At 63.2% G+C, this 18,629-nt stretch carries 17 protein-coding genes; 8 read left to right on the forward strand and 9 right to left on the reverse strand.

Going from position 1 to position 18,629, the window contains the following annotated elements; all coding sequences use genetic code 11:
- Positions 1 to 255: 255 nt before the first annotated feature.
- The 7 genes from BX592_RS01525 to BX592_RS01555 all read right to left on the reverse strand — a co-directional run bounded on the left by BX592_RS01525 (position 256) and on the right by BX592_RS01555 (position 7,264).
- Positions 256 to 987, reverse strand: coding sequence for a phosphorylase (locus BX592_RS01525; RefSeq protein ID WP_341803003.1), 732 nt, complete (start codon positions 985 to 987; stop codon positions 256 to 258).
- Positions 984 to 3,002 (reverse strand): squalene--hopene cyclase, encoded by a 2,019-nt coding sequence (gene shc / locus BX592_RS01530; RefSeq protein WP_134189869.1) that lies wholly within the window; start codon positions 3,000 to 3,002, stop codon positions 984 to 986. The genes BX592_RS01525 and shc overlap by 4 nt, the downstream gene beginning before the upstream one ends.
- Entirely contained in the window at positions 2,999 to 4,261 is a 1,263-nt protein-coding gene (gene hpnE / locus BX592_RS01535; protein WP_134189870.1) for a hydroxysqualene dehydroxylase HpnE, read from the reverse strand. The genes shc and hpnE overlap by 4 nt, the downstream gene beginning before the upstream one ends.
- Positions 4,261 to 5,112, reverse strand: coding sequence for a presqualene diphosphate synthase HpnD (hpnD, locus tag BX592_RS01540; RefSeq protein ID WP_134189871.1), 852 nt, complete (start codon positions 5,110 to 5,112; stop codon positions 4,261 to 4,263). The genes hpnE and hpnD overlap by 1 nt, the downstream gene beginning before the upstream one ends.
- Positions 5,113 to 5,344: 232 nt before the next feature.
- Positions 5,345 to 6,283 (reverse strand): sensor domain-containing diguanylate cyclase, encoded by a 939-nt coding sequence (locus BX592_RS01545; RefSeq protein ID WP_134189872.1) that lies wholly within the window; start codon positions 6,281 to 6,283, stop codon positions 5,345 to 5,347.
- The gene (locus BX592_RS01550) at positions 6,280 to 6,903 is read right to left on the reverse strand and encodes a chemotaxis protein CheC (protein WP_134189873.1); all 624 of its coding nucleotides are present in this window, start codon (positions 6,901 to 6,903) and stop codon (positions 6,280 to 6,282) included. Before BX592_RS01550 ends, BX592_RS01545 begins: the two co-directional genes overlap by 4 nt.
- A complete protein-coding gene (locus tag BX592_RS01555) occupies positions 6,896 to 7,264 on the reverse strand; it encodes a response regulator (RefSeq protein WP_134189874.1) in 369 nt (122 codons plus the stop codon). Before BX592_RS01555 ends, BX592_RS01550 begins: the two co-directional genes overlap by 8 nt.
- Positions 7,265 to 7,932: 668 nt before the next feature.
- Here BX592_RS01555 and BX592_RS01560 point away from each other — a divergent pair.
- Positions 7,933 to 10,203 carry a hybrid sensor histidine kinase/response regulator gene (locus BX592_RS01560; protein WP_134189875.1) on the forward strand — a complete coding sequence of 757 codons (2,271 nt, stop codon included), beginning with the start codon at positions 7,933 to 7,935 and terminating at the stop codon, positions 10,201 to 10,203.
- Positions 10,204 to 10,453: 250 nt separating this feature from the next.
- Positions 10,454 to 12,259: a hypothetical protein gene (locus BX592_RS35100; protein ID WP_377681574.1), complete on the forward strand. Its 1,806-nt coding sequence runs from the start codon at positions 10,454 to 10,456 to the stop codon at positions 12,257 to 12,259.
- A gap of 170 nt (positions 12,260 to 12,429) precedes the next feature.
- On the opposite strand, the gene BX592_RS01570 is transcribed toward BX592_RS35100, so the two are convergent.
- Positions 12,430 to 12,981: an NADPH-dependent FMN reductase gene (locus BX592_RS01570; RefSeq protein WP_134189876.1), complete on the reverse strand. Its 552-nt coding sequence runs from the start codon at positions 12,979 to 12,981 to the stop codon at positions 12,430 to 12,432.
- Between the two features lie 382 nt (positions 12,982 to 13,363).
- On the opposite strand from BX592_RS01570, the gene BX592_RS01575 reads away from it, so the two are divergent.
- The 4 genes from BX592_RS01575 to BX592_RS01590 all read left to right on the forward strand — a co-directional run bounded on the left by BX592_RS01575 (position 13,364) and on the right by BX592_RS01590 (position 15,815).
- On the forward strand, positions 13,364 to 13,573 hold the full coding sequence (locus BX592_RS01575; RefSeq protein WP_134189877.1) for a hypothetical protein: 210 nt from the start codon (positions 13,364 to 13,366) through the stop codon (positions 13,571 to 13,573).
- Between the two features lie 315 nt (positions 13,574 to 13,888).
- On the forward strand, positions 13,889 to 14,500 hold the full coding sequence (locus BX592_RS01580) for an RNA polymerase factor sigma-70 (RefSeq protein ID WP_134189878.1): 612 nt from the start codon (positions 13,889 to 13,891) through the stop codon (positions 14,498 to 14,500).
- Positions 14,487 to 14,690 carry a zf-HC2 domain-containing protein gene (locus BX592_RS01585; protein WP_134189879.1) on the forward strand — a complete coding sequence of 68 codons (204 nt, stop codon included), beginning with the start codon at positions 14,487 to 14,489 and terminating at the stop codon, positions 14,688 to 14,690. Before BX592_RS01580 ends, BX592_RS01585 begins: the two co-directional genes overlap by 14 nt.
- Positions 14,691 to 14,846: 156 nt before the next feature.
- Positions 14,847 to 15,815 carry a sulfonate ABC transporter substrate-binding protein gene (locus tag BX592_RS01590; protein WP_134189880.1) on the forward strand — a complete coding sequence of 323 codons (969 nt, stop codon included), beginning with the start codon at positions 14,847 to 14,849 and terminating at the stop codon, positions 15,813 to 15,815.
- A gap of 40 nt (positions 15,816 to 15,855) precedes the next feature.
- Here BX592_RS01590 and arsC read toward each other — a convergent pair whose 3' ends face one another.
- Positions 15,856 to 16,218, reverse strand: a complete 363-nt coding sequence (arsC, locus tag BX592_RS01595) for an arsenate reductase (glutaredoxin) (protein WP_134189881.1) — start codon at positions 16,216 to 16,218, stop codon at positions 15,856 to 15,858.
- 582 nt (positions 16,219 to 16,800) lie between these two features.
- Between arsC and parA the strand changes: the two genes are divergently transcribed.
- Together parA and BX592_RS01605 are read left to right on the forward strand one after the other, a co-directional pair.
- Complete coding sequence (gene parA / locus BX592_RS01600; RefSeq protein WP_134189882.1) at positions 16,801 to 17,463, forward strand: ParA family partition ATPase; 663 nt, start codon at positions 16,801 to 16,803, stop codon at positions 17,461 to 17,463.
- A 24-nt stretch (positions 17,464 to 17,487) separates the two neighbouring features.
- A complete protein-coding gene (locus BX592_RS01605; protein ID WP_134189883.1) occupies positions 17,488 to 18,552 on the forward strand; it encodes a ParB/RepB/Spo0J family partition protein in 1,065 nt (354 codons plus the stop codon).
- The last annotated feature ends 77 nt before the right edge of the window (positions 18,553 to 18,629 follow it).

Below are 18,629 nucleotides of genomic sequence, written 5' to 3' on the forward strand. Positions count from 1 at the left end.
CAATCACAAGGCTACTTTGGCACGGCCACTGCGCTGTCCTCGCGGTCTGCCACCGCCTCACGGCGCCACCGCCATGGCGCACCGGCCGACGGCCCAGGCGACTACTTTGGCAGGCCATTACGGCCCGTCTTCGTGGCCTGCCGCAGCGCCTCACGGCCCCCATTCGCCGTTACAGCCAGCCGACGCCCCAACCCGCAGGCGCGCGGCCGCTGTCACTTCATGACGTGCCATTCAGAAGGAAGGCGTCGACGCGGTTTATCGGGACTGGAGCCGAAGCGCGCCCGCCTGCTCCAGCGCACGTCGCGCCTCCACTAACGCGGCGCGGGCCGCGCGCGCATCCGCGGCGAGTTGGATCAGAGGACGAATCTGCGACGGCTGTTTGATCAGTTCACGCAGGATCGGCACGATCGCGGTGCTGCCGTCGTCCCGCAAGCCGGCCGTCGCGGCGGGCGGCAGCGTGCGCCACGCCGGGTCGACCACCGCGCGACATACCGCGAACGGCAGGCCGTGCGCATGGGCGATCGCGCCGGCCAGATGAGATTCCATATCGACCGCGAGCGCGCCGCTCGAACGATGGCGCTCCGCCTTGTCCGCCGCGCCCGTCAGCGGCGCTGCAACGCCCGCCAGCGGGCCGCGGTGCAGCCTTGATGCGAGCTGCGTCGCCGCGAGCGCTGCGGCGATCCGATCGGACCAGGCGATATCGATAGAAATGGGCCCAAGCGGCCCGTCGACCGCATCAGCAACGATCAACGCGCCGGGCTCGAGATCGGGCGCGAGCCCGCCCGCTGTGCCGAAGCTGATGATGCCCGCGCAGCCGCGCGCAACGGCGGCGTTCAGCGCGTGCTCGAGCAGATCGGCACGCGCCGCGAAAACCGTATCGACGCCATTGCCTCGCGCAATGCGGGCTTCGAACGCCATCCCGGTGACGGCGATAACAGGCAACGCGGCGCCGACATGGCCCGCCACCGGCGGCGCACTAGCGCTCACACGCCGACCTTGACGCGCGTTTCGCCGGCCCGCTTCATCTGCCGGTAGCGCGCGAGCGCCCACAGCGGGAAGAACTTGCGATAGCCGTGGTACCGCAGATAGAAAACACGCGGAAAGCCCGTAGCCGTAAAGCGCGTTTCGTCCCACAACCCATGCTCGCGCTGCTCGCGCACCAGGTACTCGATGCCGTGCGCCACTGCCGGATGGTCGACTTCGCCGGCGCAGATCAATGCAAGCACCGCCCACGCAGTCTGCGACGCGGTGCTCGTCGCACGCTCATAGCCGCGGTATTCGAGTTTGTAGCTGGTGCCGTCCTCGCCCCAGCCGCCGTCCGCATTCTGGATCGACAGGAGCCATTGCGCCGCGCGTTTCATTGCCGGATGGTCGAACGGCATGCCCACCGCATTCAGTGCGCACAGCGCGCTCCAGGTGCCGTAGATGTAATTCATGCCCCAGCGGCCATACCAGCTGCCGTCGGCTTCCTGCTCCTTCAGCAGATAGTCGTACGCGCGCCGCGCGGGCTCGCTGTTCGCCGGCAGTTCGCCCATCTGCGCGAGCATCGACAGGCAGCGGCCCGATACGTCCGCGGTCGGCGGATCGAGCAGCGCGCCGTGATCGGAGAACGGAATACTGTTCAGGTGATAGTGCGTGTTTTCCGGCTCGAACGCGCCCCAGCCGCCGTCGCTGCTCTGCATGCCGACGATCCACTCGCGCGCCCGCGCAATCGCCGCATCGTAGGCTTGCGTTTGCGTGTCCACGGCGACGCGGTGCATCGCCATCACGACCACCGCCGTATCGTCGACGTCGGGGTAATGCGCGTTCGCGTACTGGAACGCCCAGCCGCCGGGCCGCACGTCGGGCCGACGCGAAATCCAGTCTCCGCGCACGTCGAGCACCTGCAGCGGCACCAGCCAGTCGAGGCCGCGCGCAGCCGCGGCAGTAGCTCGCGCATCGCCGGTTTCAAGCAATGCGTGCGCGACCAGCGACGTATCCCACACCGGCGACAGACACGGCTGGCAGTACGCTTCGTCTTCGTGAATGGCGAGCAGCCTGTCGACCGAGCGGCGCGCAATCGCACGATGCGGGTGATCGGCCGGGTAACCGAGCACGTCGTACATCATCACCGAGTTCGCCATCGCCGGGAAAATCGCGCCGAGGCCATCTTCGCCGTTCAGGCGTTCGTCGACGAATGCCACCGCCGCCTGAATCGCGCGTTCACGCGTCGCTTTCGGAAAAAGCCCATCGCTCACGCGCAGAACCGCATCAATCGAGCGGAAGAAGCGGAACCACCCCTTGCTCTGATGCGGCGCACGCGGCAGCATGCCGGTGTTGACCGGCGCACCGACGAACAGCTCGTCGATCCGCACGCCGCGCGGGTTGCGCGCAACCGGACGCTTCACCGCGAGCACCAGTAGCGGCACGATCACCGTGCGCGCCCAGTACGACACCTTCGACAGATGGAACGGAAACCACTGCGGCAGCAGCATCATCTCGATCGGCATCACCGGCACCGCGCGCCACGAAATCACGCCGAACAGCGCGAGCAGCACGCGCGTGAACACATTCGCCGCCTCCGCGCCGCCGTGTGCCAGCACCGCTTCGCGCGCACGGCGCATATGGTCGGCATCTTCGGGATCGCCGATCATCTTCAGTGCGAAATAGGCCTTCACCGTCGCGCTGACGTCGAGCGCGCCATCGGTAAAGAGCGGCCAGCCGCCATTGGGCAGCTGGATGCGCCGCAAATAGCGGCCGATCTTCTGCTCGAGTTCGATGTCCGCGTTTTCGCCGAGATAGTGAACCAGCAGCACGTATTCGGCCGGTATCGTCGCATCGGCTTCCAGTTCGTAGACCCAGTGGCCGTCCGCTTTCTGCGCGGCGAGAATCGCGTCGGTTGCGCGCGCAACAGCCGCGTCCAGCGCAACACTGGGCGCCGCCGGCTGCGCGGCTTGCGCGCCGCCGCCCGCGGGGTTTGCTTCGCCCAATTGCAACTGCTGGGCCACGGATAAATCGTTCATCGACGTTCCATCGGTTCGTTCAGAAGCAGATCCGCGGCCTTCTGGCCCGAGCGGATCGCTCCTTCTATCGTCGCGGGCAGACCGGTAGCCGTCCAGTCGCCCGCAAGCATCAGGTTATTCCAGCGGGTGCGCGCCGCCGGGCGGCGCATCTCCTCGTCGGGCACCGCGGCGAAGGTCGCGAGCGGGTCGACTCCAATCTGCCACACCGGCAGCGGTTGTGCCGGCAGGCCGGCAGCCTGGGCGACGTCGGTCCAGAGCGTCTGCGCCAGCGCGTCGCGCGGCATGCCGGCGAGACGGTCGGCGCCGTAGGCCGTCACGGACAAACGCCCCTCGGCGGCCACCAGCCAGTGCGCGGTGCCGTTGATCAGCGCCGCCGTCGGCGGATGGCCGGCAGGCGGCTCGACCGCGAAGTGCGCGGTCACCATCGGCGAGAAGCGCTGCGGCGCCTGCAAGCCCGGCACCAATGCCTGCGCGACATGCGGCGGTACCGCCAGCACCATCGCTTCGCCCGCTTCGAACGCAATGCGCTCGCCGCCGACATGCAATGCGCTCGCGCGGCCGTCGGCAAAGTCGATGCCGTCGAGCCGCGCATCGAGCCGGATCGTCGCGCCGCCATGCTGCAACAGGCGCAACGCCGGATCGACAAATGCGCTGCTCAGCCCATTGCGCGCAACCAGCGGCCGGCAAGCATCGCCGCCGGTGACGAGCGTCTCGCGCAACGCCATCGCAGCGAGCCCGGCCGTGCCGTCGCGCGGCTCGACGTTCATCATCACCGTCAGCAGCGGCCGCAGCATGCGGTCCCATAGCACGCCGTTGCAGCGCATCGTCTGCGCGAGCGTGCGGCCCGGCTTCGCGAATAGCAGCGGCACGAGCGACAGATAGTCCGCCATATGCGTGTGTGGCGCTCGCGCCGCCGGGTCGAGCATCCAGAACGGCACACGTCCCGGCGACGGCCGCACGGTCCAACGCGAACGCGTCGCGACGTCGATGAAATTCAGCTCCGGCTCGCTCGGCCCGACCAGTTCGTCGCCCGCGCCAACCGCGCGCAGGTAATTCAAAGTGGCATGGTTGCCCGACACCACCACGTGATTGCCGCTGTCGACGGTCGCGCCGAGCGTGCGGTCATAGTACGAACGGCAACGCCCGCCCGCCTGCTCCGCCGCTTCGTATAGCACGACCTGCGCCCCTCGCCGCTGCAATTGCACTGCAGCGGCGAGGCCCGCGAGGCCTGCGCCGATCACGTGGACCAGCATGCGCATCAGAAGAATGCGTACCGCGCGAGGATCCACAACAGCCGCGCACGCGGCTTGTGGACTTTGGTGCGCGGGATATCGAAACCGCGGTCGATGGTGCGATCGAGCAGGCAGTGATAGACCGCCGACATGATGCGCGGCGCGCGCACCTGGATGCGCGGACATTGATCCATGATCGCGTCGGACGCCCGGAAGTGCTGTTTCGCGCGTTCGGCGATCGTCGCGCACACGCGCGGAAGAGAAGGATCGTCGGCGATCGTCGCGGGGTCGGTCACCGCGATGCCCTCGCGTGCGAGTAGTTCGCGCGGCAGATAGCAGCGGTTCAGCCCGGCGTCTTCGTCGATGTCGCGCAGAATGTTGGTGAGCTGCAGCGCGCGCCCGAGATGGTGAGCCAGGTCGCGGCCCTGCTCCTCCTGCATCCCGAATATTCTCACCGACAGACGGCCTGCCGCGCTCGCGACGCGATCGCAGTAAAGATCGAGGGTCGCCTCGTCCGGCGCGCAGATGTCCGCTTGCGCATCCATCGCCATGCCGTCGATCATCGCGTGGAAGTCTTCGCGCTGCAGATGAAACGTATGGATATGCCGGGTCAATTCACGTAGCGAGTCGCGCGGCGAACCTGCGTAGCAAGCATCGATGTCGGCGCGCCAGCGCTCGAGCGCGGCAGCGCGTTCGGCGGGCGGCTGGCCACCGTCGGCGATATCGTCGACTGCACGGCAGAACGCATAAACGTGGTACATCGCGTCTCGCTGCGCCGCCGGCAGAATGCGCATGGCGAGGTAGAACGAGCTGCCCGACGTGACGGCAGCGGCGTCGGTTTGCGTGTTGTTGTCCACGACTGGATTGGAAACGGCCAAGACTATCTCCGCTGAGGCGCCCGCGACGAGGCGATCAAGAAGTCATGCCTACCCGCAGGGCAAGCCGCCCGCGCGCGCGGACACGCGCGAATAATGAATATGCCGGCTGGGAAGCCAGGATCGGGCGAAAGTATACCAGCCCTCGTAAGCCGCCGCTAAACAGTCGGCCGCAGGCAGAGCGCCCGCCGCGATCCGCGCGGCCAGCCCCGCCGCAGCCGCCGTGGCTCAAGCATCAGATGAATGCGATCGAGCGGTTGCGCCCTTGCCGTTTCGCTGTGTAGAGGGCCGCATCGGCCTCGTTGATCAGCGCTTCGTAAGCCGGTACGCCAGTACGCGCCGACGCGCCGCCGACGCTTGCGGTAACCGGCACGCTGACGCCTTGCACGTCGACCGGCGTGTCGCCGATCGTGTTGCGAATTTTTTCAGCCACCAGCATCGCGTCCTCGAGCGGCGTACACGGCAGCAACAGCGCGAACTCCTCGCCGCCAAAGCGCCCGAACGTATCCTGCACGCGCACCACGCCGGCCACGCGTTGCGCCATCTCGCGGAGCACGGAATCGCCGGCGACGTGCCCGAACTGATCGTTGATTTTCTTGAAATGGTCCAGATCGAACAGCAGGATGGACAGGTCCCCGCCATAACGCTGCCAGCGCGTGTATTCGTCGCGCAGCCGCGCTTCGAAGTAGCGCCGGTTCGCAATACCGGTCAGGCCGTCGCGGTCCGCGTACTCCTGCAGCTTGGCGACCGCTTCTTCGCGTTCGCGCTGCACGATGCTCACATGCGTCACGTCCGATACCGTCACACAGACTGCCTCGACTTCGCGATCGCGCATCAACGGCATGAACGTGCAGTCCTGCTGCATGAAGTCGACGCCGCCGGTAATCGGCCGGTCATGGTCGAACTTGAACAGATACGGCCGCTGCTCCCACGAGCTGAACGCGAAGCTGCCGAGCTGGAAAACGCTCTCGAGCTTGCGCGTGAGCCAGACGCGCGGTAGTTCCGGGAAGCTCGCGAAAATCGACTTGCCGACCACCTGCTCCGCCGACAAACCGCTGTGGTCCTGCATGAAGCGGTTCCACATCAGCACGTTCATTTGCCGGTCGAGCACGAAAATGCCGAAGCCGACGCGTTCCACCACGAGATCGCTCAAAGAGGCAGTCGAGACATTCATAGGCTGGACAACAACGCGTCAAGGGCGTGATGGATATGCCGGATCGAGTCTTCAGCCATCAACATCACGAGATGCGCGCGAAAACTCTGGTCTTCCAGCGAGAAGTTCACTTCGACTAGCAGCGCGACGCTCCAGGCCAGCACCTTCGGCTGGAACACGTCGTCAAGGGACATCGTGAGGCCGAGCATGCCAGGGGCGGTGAACACCGGCGCGCGGCCAAGCTGCTCGAAGATCGACGACACGCACGCGCCGGTCAGCAGATTTGCGATATCGAAAATCAGCTCTTCCTCGGTCGTCGCCTCGTACGCGGATTTGGCGTACGGATCGCTGACCAGCGCGCACAGTTGCTGAACGTTACCGCTCTTGCAGATCACGAGCGCCTCGCCCTTGATGTCCGAGCGGAATCCCTGGCGCACCGCCGCCACCGTCTCGCTGATGCCGGTCATCTCGCGCAACGCGTCCGCCGCGTCGCGCACCGCGACCACCCGCACGCGCGGCACCGACAGTTCGATAAACGCGTCGAGCAGCAGCGCGAGACGCTGCGCGGCCTGTCCCATCGCGAGATTCGCGACCTCCTGCAGCGCGTCGCGCTGGTCTTCGTTGAGAACTGGCTCAGCCATACAAGCCGTACTCCTTGAGGATGGGTAGGACCGCCTCGGGGGTCACGGGCTTCGGAATGAAGGCGAGCGCGCCCAGTGTGCGTACGCGTTCCTGCGCCATCGGCTGGATGTCCGCGGACACGACGATCACGAAAGTATTCAGATCTTCGTGCTGCAGCGCTTCCAGCACCTGATAGCCCGTCATATCCGGCATCGTCAGGTCGAGAAACATCACCGATGCCTTGCCGGCGCGGTACAGTGCGAGTGCTTCGCGGCCGTTCGACGCGTACGTGATCTCGACGTCCCAGTCCGCCGGCAGCGCTTTCGTCAGCACTTTCCGGGCGAGCAGCGAATCGTCAGCGATCACGATGGGCAAAGGCATAGCGGCAAATCAATCGGTAAACGGAATTGTCTCGTGCGTATTATCGGCGGCTGCCGGCGGTTCTTTAGCGGCTGGCCGTTTGCTGTCGTACAGGTGAAATGCTGCCGCGCGCCCCATGACGTCGGGCGCACAAAAAGGGCAAATGGGTGCGGCGCTGCGCGGGGCAGAATCGGCGCACGTGAGAAAACCCGAGTGCGCGTCGAAAGACGATAATGGCCGGCATTTTTCGAACCCCACCCCGTAGCAGAATCGTCGCGGCAAGACGGGCGTAATGCATGCCGTGCCGCGACGCTGGCAATTGAACGACCCTTTCGTCTCGTTTGGTTGGGATGTCGGGGCGCCCTCGCGCTATTGCGCCCGGACATGGCGAGCGCATTGATTGTCTGGGAGGCGATTTTCGAATCAAACTGGCGAAAAGGCAACTCGCCAAATTGGGGTTACACGATCAAAAGTCACTCAAATGACCGGTTTTATCGGGGCGTTTTAACTATTACTGAATGAAATGTCGCCGAATATGCTTTTGTGTACGTTTGCGCTTCCGGATTTGTCACTGTTTCATGGGCGTTCGCGCTCGCCGAACGCTGTCCGAGCCGCGGTAATGGCCGCTGGCCGCCTTATGATAGTAAACGTCGTGCACGCCCTTCCCGACTCTTGCCGCGGTGTCCTCCATGACTTCTGATCGGCGCGAACCGGCTCAAGAATCCCGCGGCACCGGCGGCCGGCCGGAAGAGACCGTATTCCCCGCCGTCCCCGAACACAATTTCGCGGTGCGGCGCATCACGCTGATCGCGCTGCTGGTGGCGGCCATCATTCTGCCGTGCGTGTTCGTGGCGGTGATGGCGTTCAACGACTTTCACACCCGCGAAGCGGAAGCGACCGACCTGACGTTGCGCACCGTGCGCGTCGCGGAAGAGCACGCGCTAAAAGTGTTCGATATGAACGAGGCGCTCGACGAGCGCGTCGTCGATCTGGTGCAAGGCCTCGACGACGCCGGCATTCGCGCGCGCGAAGCGCAGATTCACGACAAGCTGGATTCGATCGGCGGCGGCTACCCGCAAGTCGCGTCGATGTCGATCTTCAGTAGCGAAGGGACGTTGCTTGCCAGTAGCCGCTTCTATCCGGCGCCACCGATGTCGATTGCCGCGCGTGACGATTTCATCGGCATCCGCAACGGCAGCGTGATCGAGCATGTATCGAAGGTAATGACCGGCGGCGCGGCCGATGGCGAAATCGTGTTCAACACCGGCGTCGCGCGCCGTGACGACACGAACGCGTTTGCGGGCATCGTGTCGGTTGCGCTGCGCTCCGCGTATTTCAGCGATTTCTACCACGATCTGCTTGGCGGTATCGGCGCGCCGATGACAATGGGCCTGACCCGCACCGACGGCGCCGTGCTCGCACACTATCCACCCAGCCCCAGAGCCGCCGCCGAACCGCAGCGCTCGCCGTTCACGGAAGCGCTTGCCGAAGGCCGGCGCGCGGGCGTGGTCAGAGTGCATTCGATGATGTACGGCGACAAGCAGATCGTCGCGTTCCGGCGCGTCGGTTCCTATCCGGTGTACGTCGCGTGCGGTTATCGCATGTCGGCGATCTGGGCCGCGTGGTACCGGCATTTGAGCGTCCTGATTCTCGCGATGTTCGTGCCGTCGGTCGTGCTGTGGTGCGTGATCTGGGTGTCGCTGAAACGCCTTGCCGCGGAAGAGGAAGCGTGGGAACGGTGGCAGGCCGAAGCATCGATGCGTCGGTCGATCGAATCCGCGTACCGGCAATCGCGCAAGATGGAAGCGCTCGGCAACCTGGTCGGCAGCGTCGCGCATGACTTCAACAATCTGCTGATGATCGTGTCGGCGAACGTGCAGATTCTGCGTAGAAGCAAGGCGGCCGGATTCGATCGCGAAGTGTCGGCAATCGAACGTGCGCTGAAGAGCGGCCAGTCGCTCACGCGCCAGTTGCTCGGTGTTGCACGCAAGCAGCCGCTGCTCAACGAGACGCTTGCGATCGAGCGCTGGTTGCCGGGCTGCCGCGAACTGCTGCGCGCGTCGCTCGGCGCGAAGGTGTCGCTTGTGATGGACATTGGCGTTGGCGTGTGGCCGATTCGCGTCGATGTCGCGGAGCTCGAGCTCGCGTTGATCAACGTCGCGGTCAATGCGCGCGATGCGATGCCGAGCGGCGGACGCTTCATGGTGCGGGCGCGCAACATCACGTTTCGTCACGAAGACGGCTTTCCGCTGACCGGCGACTTTGTGCAACTATCGCTCGAAGACACCGGCGTCGGCATGCCGCCCGACGTGCTGTCGCGCGCATTCGAACCACTCTTCACGACCAAACCGAAGGGCATGGGCACCGGCCTTGGCTTGCCACAGGTGTTCGCGTTTTGCGAGCGCTCGGGCGGGCTCGCGGCGATCGACAGCGCGACCGGCGCGGGCACGTCGGTGCGGCTTTACCTGCCGCGCGCGACCGGCGAGCCGACGCAGGTCGAGGCGCCGGCGGAGCCGGTCGTCGCCGGCAACGACATGCAGCAGGGTCTGCGCATTCTGCTCGTCGAAGACAATGACGAAGTGGCAGCCGGCACCGAAGCGCTGTTGCAGATGATGGGTCATGAAGTGACGTGTGTATTCAACGCGGACACCGCGATGCGCCTGCTCGACGATGCGCGCGCCAAACGCGCGAAGAGCGGCGAGCCGTTGCCGTTCGACCTCGTGATTTCCGACATTCATATGCCGGGCAAACTGAACGGCATCGATCTCGCGGAAGCGATCCAGCGCTTCGAAACAAAGCTGCCGGTTGTGCTCGTGACCGGCTACGCGGAAGAACTCGACCGGGCGCGGCACGTGGACGCGCACGTGTTGCCGAAACCCTTCGATATCGCGCTGCTCGACACATTCCTGCAGACACTGCAGCAGGAACTCGCGCATTCGCCCGCGCATCCGACCCATTGAGCGGCGCTGCCGCGCATTACCGGGCGTTGTAAAAAAGGCGGCGTCCGCTCGACGGATGCCGCTTGCGCGCGTGCCCGACGCGGCGATGCGGGTATCACGACCGTGCGTCGCGCAAGCGCGCGCTGCGCAACGCGGCCGGCGCGGAACATGCGCGCCCGGCACGATCGTTGCGGCGTCTGTGGTTAGCGTGTGCGAGCGAAGACGGCGCGCTCTGGCGCCGCCGGCTCAAGCGAACCGTCGGGAGGCAGCGATGCGACAAACGGTCTTTGGCCTGTTCAATACGTATGCGGAAGCGGACGGTGCGCGCAATGCGCTGATGGAGTCCGGCTTCGCTTTTCAAGAAGTCGAACTGCGCGCGAATCCGGAAACGGCGTCGGACGCGATCGCCGACGAATCGCCAGGCGTACTCGCGAACATCGAGCGTTTTTTTGCGAGTCTGTTTTCGACCTCGGGGGCGACCGCCAGTGAGCCGATCGTCGAGCACTACACGCAAGCGGTGCGACGCGGCGCAGTGCTCGTGTCCATTGATGCGGCGTCCGACTCGCACGCTGAACTTGCGCACAATACGTTGATGCGGCTCGGCGCACGCGACGTCAGCGAGCGGCCCTTTGTCTCGCCACAGGAGCGCGATGACGCTCGACATGCCGAGCAGGCGCGACGCGAACATTCGATGCTCGACGAACTGGGTATCGGCGGACCGGCTGCGCTGCCGACCGCGGCACAGCCCCCGCGCGAGCCGTTGCGCGCGATGGAGGAAGAACGGCGCTTTGAACGTGTGGATGCGCCGCCGCACGATTCGCCGATCGACGATGAGGCCGCGCGGACTGCGATCGCCGCAGGCGGTGCGCCCGGGTCCGGCGCGGTATTGCGACCGGATCTGGCGGACACTGGACGACGCGAATTGGACGACGCGGCGATACGGGAAGCGGAAGCGGCGAGGTCGGCGGGTGTGCAGCCGGCGCGGCCGGTTGCACCTGCGCCATCTGCGCCGCCACGCGATGAGTTTTCGAGAGTATCCGGGGGCGGGTTAGGTGCGGATTTCGAGCGGGAAGCCACCGGTGCTGCCGGGGTGACACGACAGAGTTCGCCGAAACCAAGCATGCCGCCTGAGCGTGCCGAAGATTCCGCATACCCGGCGCGAGCCGTTCAGGGCGCCGCGCAATATCAGTCCGATCCTTCGGACATCGGCCGTGCAACGAGTCTGCCAGGCCATGGCCTATGGCAACGCGAAGCGGTCCAGGGTAGCGAACCGCAACAAAGTACAGGCGCCGCGCAACAAACGCGCGCGCCGGACTTTGGCGTGCCGACGAATCGTAGCGTGCGTGATGAGCACCAGCCGCCGCAGATGGGACCGGATGCGGATGCGCCGCCGGACACCGCTCGTGCAGCCCGCCCGGACAGAGACCCGAGCGCTGCTCGTAGCAGCGGCGCGCCCGATCAAGGAACGGTACGCGGCACGGGGCACAGCAAAAGCGACCCGGGTGCTGTTCGCAGCAGCATCATGCCCGACGAAGGCGTCGTGCGCGACCCCGACCAGGGCAGAGGCGGCCCGAGTGCTGTTCTCAGCAGCGGCACGCCCGACGAAAGCGTGCTACGCGAAGCGGGCCGGAACAGAGGGGATCCGAGCGCCGTTCGCAGCAGCGGCACGCCCGACGAACGAGCGACACGCGACCCCGGCATGCGCGGCCAAACCGCCACGGAGCTTCCTGGTATGACGAACGAGTACGAAGCGCGGCAGAACCTGGCTGACAGCAGTGGCCTCGGTGCGCCGATCCCGGACGAATTCCTCGAGTACGAGGAGGACTTCCGCACGCACTACGACGAACAGTACCGCGCGCGTGAAGGCGCGCGGTACGACGAATACGTACCGGCTTATCGTTATGGGGCACAGATGGGGCGCGACACGCGTTATCAGGATCGCCCGTGGGAGGAAGATGTCGAGCTTGAAGCGCGGCACGATTGGGAGCGCACCGCAGCTGAGGGAAGCTGGGATCGTTTCAAGGCCGCCGTGCGGCACGGCTGGGAGCGGGTCACGGGACACCATCACCATCATTGACCGAGCATTAAAGACAAGACTACTGGCCGCGCGGTTGTCAAAGACCGCGCGGTGAACTCCATCAGACAGCGGCGCCGTCTACATCGCGCGGCTCGCCTTGAAACGGAATTATTGGCTTGCGCGAATCAACGCGCGATCGGACCGGCACGTCGCGCGCCGCGATCAGCCGATCAGCCCTTATGTCTTTTCACCCAGCCTACGTAAGTGTCGACGAAGTTCTGCAGAAATTTGCGCGTATCGTCGTTGATGATCTTGCCGTTCGCATCGATTCGCGAAGCGTCATGTTTGATGAACATTTCAGGCTGGCCCATCGTATGCACGTCGAGATACGCGAGCACGTTGCGTAAATGCTGTTGCGACAACGCGGTCCCCATCGCGCCCGGCGATGTGCCGGCGACGGCAGCCGGCTTATCGGTCCACGAGCTGTGGCCCCACGGACGCGAACCCCAGTCGAGTGCGTTTTTCAGTACGCCGGGAATCGAGCGGTTGTACTCGGCGGTGACGAACAGCAACGCATCCGCGGACTCAATCTGACGTTTGAACTGGCGCGCGGACTCGGGGAAGTCCGCGTCGTATTCCTGGTTGTACAGCGGCAGGCCGCCGATATCGACGAACTCGAACTTGAAATCGGCGGGGGCCAGCGAGATGAGTGCGTGCGCAAGCTGGCGGTTAAAAGACTCCCGGCGCAGGCTGCCTACAATGACTGCAATCTGATAAGCCATGTTGTCGTTCCTATGATGTGTTGCGGTTGGTGCGGCGCGCAAAAAGACACGCGCCAATCATCTTACCGGGATTCAGGCTTTGGTTATTGATCTGTGGATAAGTCGATTGCTACCGGTGTTATCCACAGTTTTCGTGGAGAACCTTGTGGATAAATCGTCTCTTTTCCTTGCGAGTCAAGCTTGCGGTCGGCTCGCGAACGAGAAGCAATTTGTACCGGGGACCGCGCATTCCTCAGTGCAATGCTTTCAGATGTCACGCTGAACGTAGCGCGCGATGCTTCCTCGAATCTTTTTCAGGTCGCACGTGTCGCGTAGCGCAAACATTGCGGCATGAGACTCGTGGTGCGCGTCAGTTACATCGACTCATACGGAGGACTAACAGATGACCCGCATTTCATCAGGCAAATCACATGACGAAGCCGTGGCGGCTCGCAAAGGGCAACGGCAGAAAGCGCAGGAACAGCCGGGCGGCGAGATGGCTGTCGACAACACCCAGTCGGATGCCGAACATAGCTGCGGCGAATTGTCAGAGCAGGGCAAGAACGTTTGGCGGACCGGTGCCGGGCTCGACGGCGGTGGTAAGAGTTCGTGACGCGCGCCTCGCCTGGGGCGCCTGGTTGCCGGCATCGCGCCGCGAAAAACAGAATATCGCCGCCATCTTCGTCATAACTGCGCACGCCGTGCGACTGAACTGGGTCTGGACCGACCGTCTGATTCATGCATTGATCGGCAAAATTCATTCGCATGCGCGATAACGTGCGGGAGAATAGGCGCCAAGCCCGCCTGGGTGCCTATTTCATCCGCGAATGAATACGATCGACCTCGACAGCCGCTGGTTTCGGCACAGCGTTTTTTTTGCAGCCTTGCGTTTGCGCTCCTTACGCCGTGCTGACCAGCGGGCGCAAGCATGAAAGCCACGATCGATGAGCAAGCGTTCAACGATCCCGCTTACCTGGCAACGTTGCGCCGCGACCTGTTACGTTTTGCCCGGCTTCAACTGCGCGATGCCGCCGCTGCGGAAGATGCGGTCCAGGAGGCGCTAGCCGCTGCATGGACGCAGGCTGACCGTTTCGGCGGCCAATCGGAGCACAAGACATGGGTATTCGGCATCCTGCGACACAAGCTGGTCGATACGCTGCGTGCACGGCAGCGCACGATCAACCTGTCCGCGCTCGACGACGAACTCGATGGGGAGGAATTGCTGGATCGCGAACTGTTCAAGGACAACGGGCATTGGTCGCGCGACGCGCAACCGCGTTCGTGGCCCACGCCCGAGACGGCATTGCGTCAGCAGCAGTTCTGGACGCTGTTCGAAATGTGTCTCGAGCTTTTGCCCGAGCAGATTGGACGCGTCTTCATGATGCGCGAGTTTCTCGATCTGGAGACCACCGAAATTTGCAGCGAGCTTGAAATGACGGCGAACCACTGCAGCGTGCTGATCTATCGCGCCCGCTTGCGGTTGCGCACGTGCCTGACCGAAAAAGGCCTTTCCAGCGGGGATGTACATGGGGAAATGTAAGGACATCACGCGGCTGCTATCCGACGCGCTCGAACGACGGCTCGGCGCACTCGAATGGCTGGCTGTCGGTGCGCATCTGCCGACCTGCAGTGGGTGCCGCAACTTTCGCAAGCACATCGGATTGCTGCGCGCGGCGTCGCGCGCAATGAGCGGGATCGACGACGTGGACGACCGCGGCACGCGCGAATAAGTGCGCGGCGATTGAAGTTTGCGTCGCGCGCGCCGCTTTGACGTGATTTGCTTATGCAAATTTATCGGTTCGCGATGGCTCGTGGGCGACTTATCGTTGAGCGCAACCGGTCCACGTTGCGTCCGTACTTCGTCAAGTCGACATCCACTTCCCGTCATGATCCGTCACTCCTCATTGACGCGCCGTGCGTTTCTGGCCGGCGCCGGCGCCGTATTGGCCGCGACCGCGCTGCCCTCGCTTGCCGTTGCGCGCGCGAACGCGATCCGCATCGGCTATCAGAAAGCGGCGAGCACACTTGTCTTGCTCAAGGCGCACGGCACCCTCGAAAAACGGTTCGCGCCGCTTGGCATCTCCGTCAAATGGACTGAATTCCCCGCGGGCCCGCAATTGCTCGAAGGCCTCAACGTCGGGTCGATCGACTTCGGTTATGTCGGCGAGGCACCGCCGGTGATCGCGCAAGCCGCCGGCGCGAACTTCGTCTATACCGCCTATGAAGTGCCGACACCGCACGCGGAAGGCATTCTGGTGCGTCACGACGTGCCGATACAGTCGGTGGCCGATCTGAAGGGGAAAAAGATCGCACTTAACAAAGGTTCCGACGTCCATTGGTTCGTGGTCGCCGCACTGCAAAAGTCGGGCGTGCAGTACACCGATATTCAACCCGTGTTCTTGCCGCCTGCCGATGCACGCGCCGCGTTTGAGCGCGGTGCCGTCGATGCATGGGCGATCTGGGATCCGTTTCTCGAAGCGGCTAAGCGGCAAACCAACGCCCGACTGCTAACCGATGGCGAAGGCATCGTCAGTCATCACCAGTTCTTTTTGAGCGCACGTGCGTACGCGCAGGAAAATGGCGAGGTCATCGCGGCAGTAATCGACGAAGTCGGAAAGGAAGGCGAATGGCTGCGCGGTCACTACGCGGAGGCGGCTGCGCAGCTTGCACCGATCCAGGGCCTCGATGCAAGCGTGATCGACGCCAGTCTTCGACATTACGCGCATGTGTATCGGCCCGTCGACGCGCAAGTGCTGGCCGAGCAGCAACGCATTGCAGATGCGTTTACGCAGCTTCGCATTATTCCTGGTCAGATCGTCACGAAGGATGCGGTGTTGCAAGTCGCGAAGGGCTGAGGTTGATTTTCTACTGTTTTGCTAAAGGTTGCTATTCGATTTATTTATCGAATAGCGCTTTGACGTTTTCCGGTGGCCGGCCAATTACCGCTTTCCCATTGCGTACGAGGATCGGGCGTTGCAGCAGGATTGGATGTTTGACAATCGCCTCATATAGCTGATTGTCGTCCATGTCGTCCGCTCCAAGGTCTAGCTGTTTGTACTCGGGCTCGGTGTCGCGCATCATTTCCCGCACCGAGCAACCCAGCATACGGTTCAGTTCCTTTAATAGCGCAACCGTCAGCGGCTCGCGCAGGTACTCCACGATCTTGACCGGATCGTTAGTGACGTTGAAGGTCGTGTCGACGAGTTCGCATGCGCCCCTCGATTTCGAGCAGCGGGGGTTGTGGTAGATCGTGATCATCGGTGAGGCTCCTGGTGTCGATGGCCTGCGTCGTTGGTGTTCGGTCAGCAAGGCGGGACAGGGGGGAGATGTTGCGATTTTAGCGGCGTTACGCTTTGCGAGTCAGCGCAGGACTTTATGCGCATAAAGACGCTCGCGCCTAAGCGTGAGCGCGGGGCGTAAAGCGGTTGTGGTCGGTGTTAAGGCTGTGCGGTTTAACGGTTTGGTCTATCGGCTCGCTCTATCGTCCACCTTCACACGTCTGCGCTTAGGACCTCGCGCTTAAGAAACGATCTTCCATTCTCTAGCGGCTATTAGCGGCGCTGTTCTCGACGCGTCGCCCATTTGACGCTTCCGGACTCGACATCGACTAAAGCCTTTGGCACGACGATCCACTCCCACCACCTATCCCCTAGCTTTCGGCTCTGAATTCCGATCGCGCTCTAGTGAGCGTCAACGGCACGGCTATGCGAACACACCACTCCTTTATGCGCATAAACCTAGGCCAAATGGCCAATCTGTCGCAGTGTCACGACAAAACGCATTGAAACAAAAATACATCAAGGTAGAATTCAGCAGCGTCCAAAAACGGGGAGGTGGAGCTTGGCAGCTGAAATCATCGCAGTCACACAACAAAAGGGCGGTGTCGGAAAGAGCACGATCGCGATGCATCTCGGCGCCGCTTTTCATGAAAAGGGGAAACGCGTCCTCGTCGTCGATGCCGACGGACAGAACACGCTAGTTCACTGGGCCAGTGCCTCGTCCGATGGCGACGCCGGCATCCCGTTTCCGGTCGTCAACCTCTCCGAAGCCGGTGGACAGATCCATCGCGAGATCAAGAAGTTCATCGGCGACTATGACGTGATCGTCGTCGACTGTCCGCCCTCAATTACCGAGAAGGTGTCCGGCGTCGTTTTGCTGGCCGCGACGGTGGCGGTTATTCCGACGTCGTCTTCACCTGCTGACTACTGGTCCAGCGTCGGACTCGTCAAGCTGATCCAGCAAGCACAGGTGATGAACGAAGACCTACGTGCGGTATTCCTGCTGAACAAAACCGAAGAGAAACGCATGCTCACCCGCGAACTCAAACGCGCGCTGGAGGAGCTTGGCTTCCCGCTACTCAAGACACAAATCCCTACCCGCGAGGCGTACAAGCAGGCCATGGCCCTTGGGCAAACGGTACTGCAAATGAACGATCGCGGAGCCAAACTCGCCAGCGTGGAAATCCGAGCGTGTGCTGACGAGATTGCCGCCCTGCTTCCCTGAATTTATGCGCATAAAGGTCCCTGAATGAAACCCTCCCAATTCGCCAAAGGCTTTCAAGCGCGCCCCGATACAACCAGCAGCGAGAAGCGCACGGCACTCGATCGACTGAATGCAATCGAGGGCCTTGTACAGAACGACCCACGCAAAATGAACGAGGTCGCCGGCCGCTCGAGCCAGTCAATTGCTCCGCCGGCATCGAACGAAGGCGAATCGGCCGAAGCCATTAGCGAATCGCCGCAATACCGTGCATGGCGCGCCGAGCACGGGTACCGTCCCGGACAGGTAATTGAACTCGCGCTCAAAACGATCAAGGCAAGCCCGTTCAACCCACGTCATTTTTATCTGAAGTCTTCGATTGCAGAGCTCGCGGTCAATCTTGCCAAGCAAGGTCAGCAGCAAGCGATCCACGTCATTCCCGACTACGACAATCCTGGCACCTACTTCGTCAGTGATGGCGGACGACGCGTGCGGGCGCTGAAGGAAGCTAACAAGGAATCCGTGAAGGCGATCGTGATCGATCTGCCCATCGGGATTCAGAGCTATAAGCTCGGTTACGACCTGAATGTTCAACGCGACTCACAGACGGTCTTCGACAACGCGGTCGTCTGGAAGCGATTTCTCGATGACAAGCACTTCCAGAGTCAGAAGGAACTGTCCGAGCATCTCGGACTGGATGAGTCGACGGTTGCCGTCGCGCTATCGATCGCCAAGCTCCCTGAAGTCGTGATGCAGGAAATGGTCGCGAGACCCGACCGATTCGGCTCGAACATGGGTTATCAGGTCGGCCGCTATCACTCGGCGCGCGGCACCGACGCCACGTTGCGCCTCATCAACAAGATTTTGTCCGATGACCTCAGCACCCGGCAGGTCGCCGATATCGTGAAGGGCAGGGCGAGCGCGCAGGAAAGCGCGAAGCCCGCCGGCCGCCAGCGTTACGCGCAGCGGCTCGAGATCAAGTTTGATGGAGTGTCCGTCGGCGATCTGAAGTCATACGGAGACGATCGCATTGAACTCCGTTTGCGAGGTCTGTCGCGCGAGAAACGCGACGATATCCTTCACCAGATCGAGAAGATGTTGCAGAAGAAATAGCGCAAAGGTGAACCGCCGTGACCGGTGCGGACGCTCGCACCGGCACGCGTTTCGTACGGGCTGTTCGTGAAACTAAA

This window comes from Paraburkholderia rhizosphaerae (genome assembly GCF_004366595.1).
GTDB lineage: Bacteria > Pseudomonadota > Gammaproteobacteria > Burkholderiales > Burkholderiaceae > Paraburkholderia > Paraburkholderia rhizosphaerae.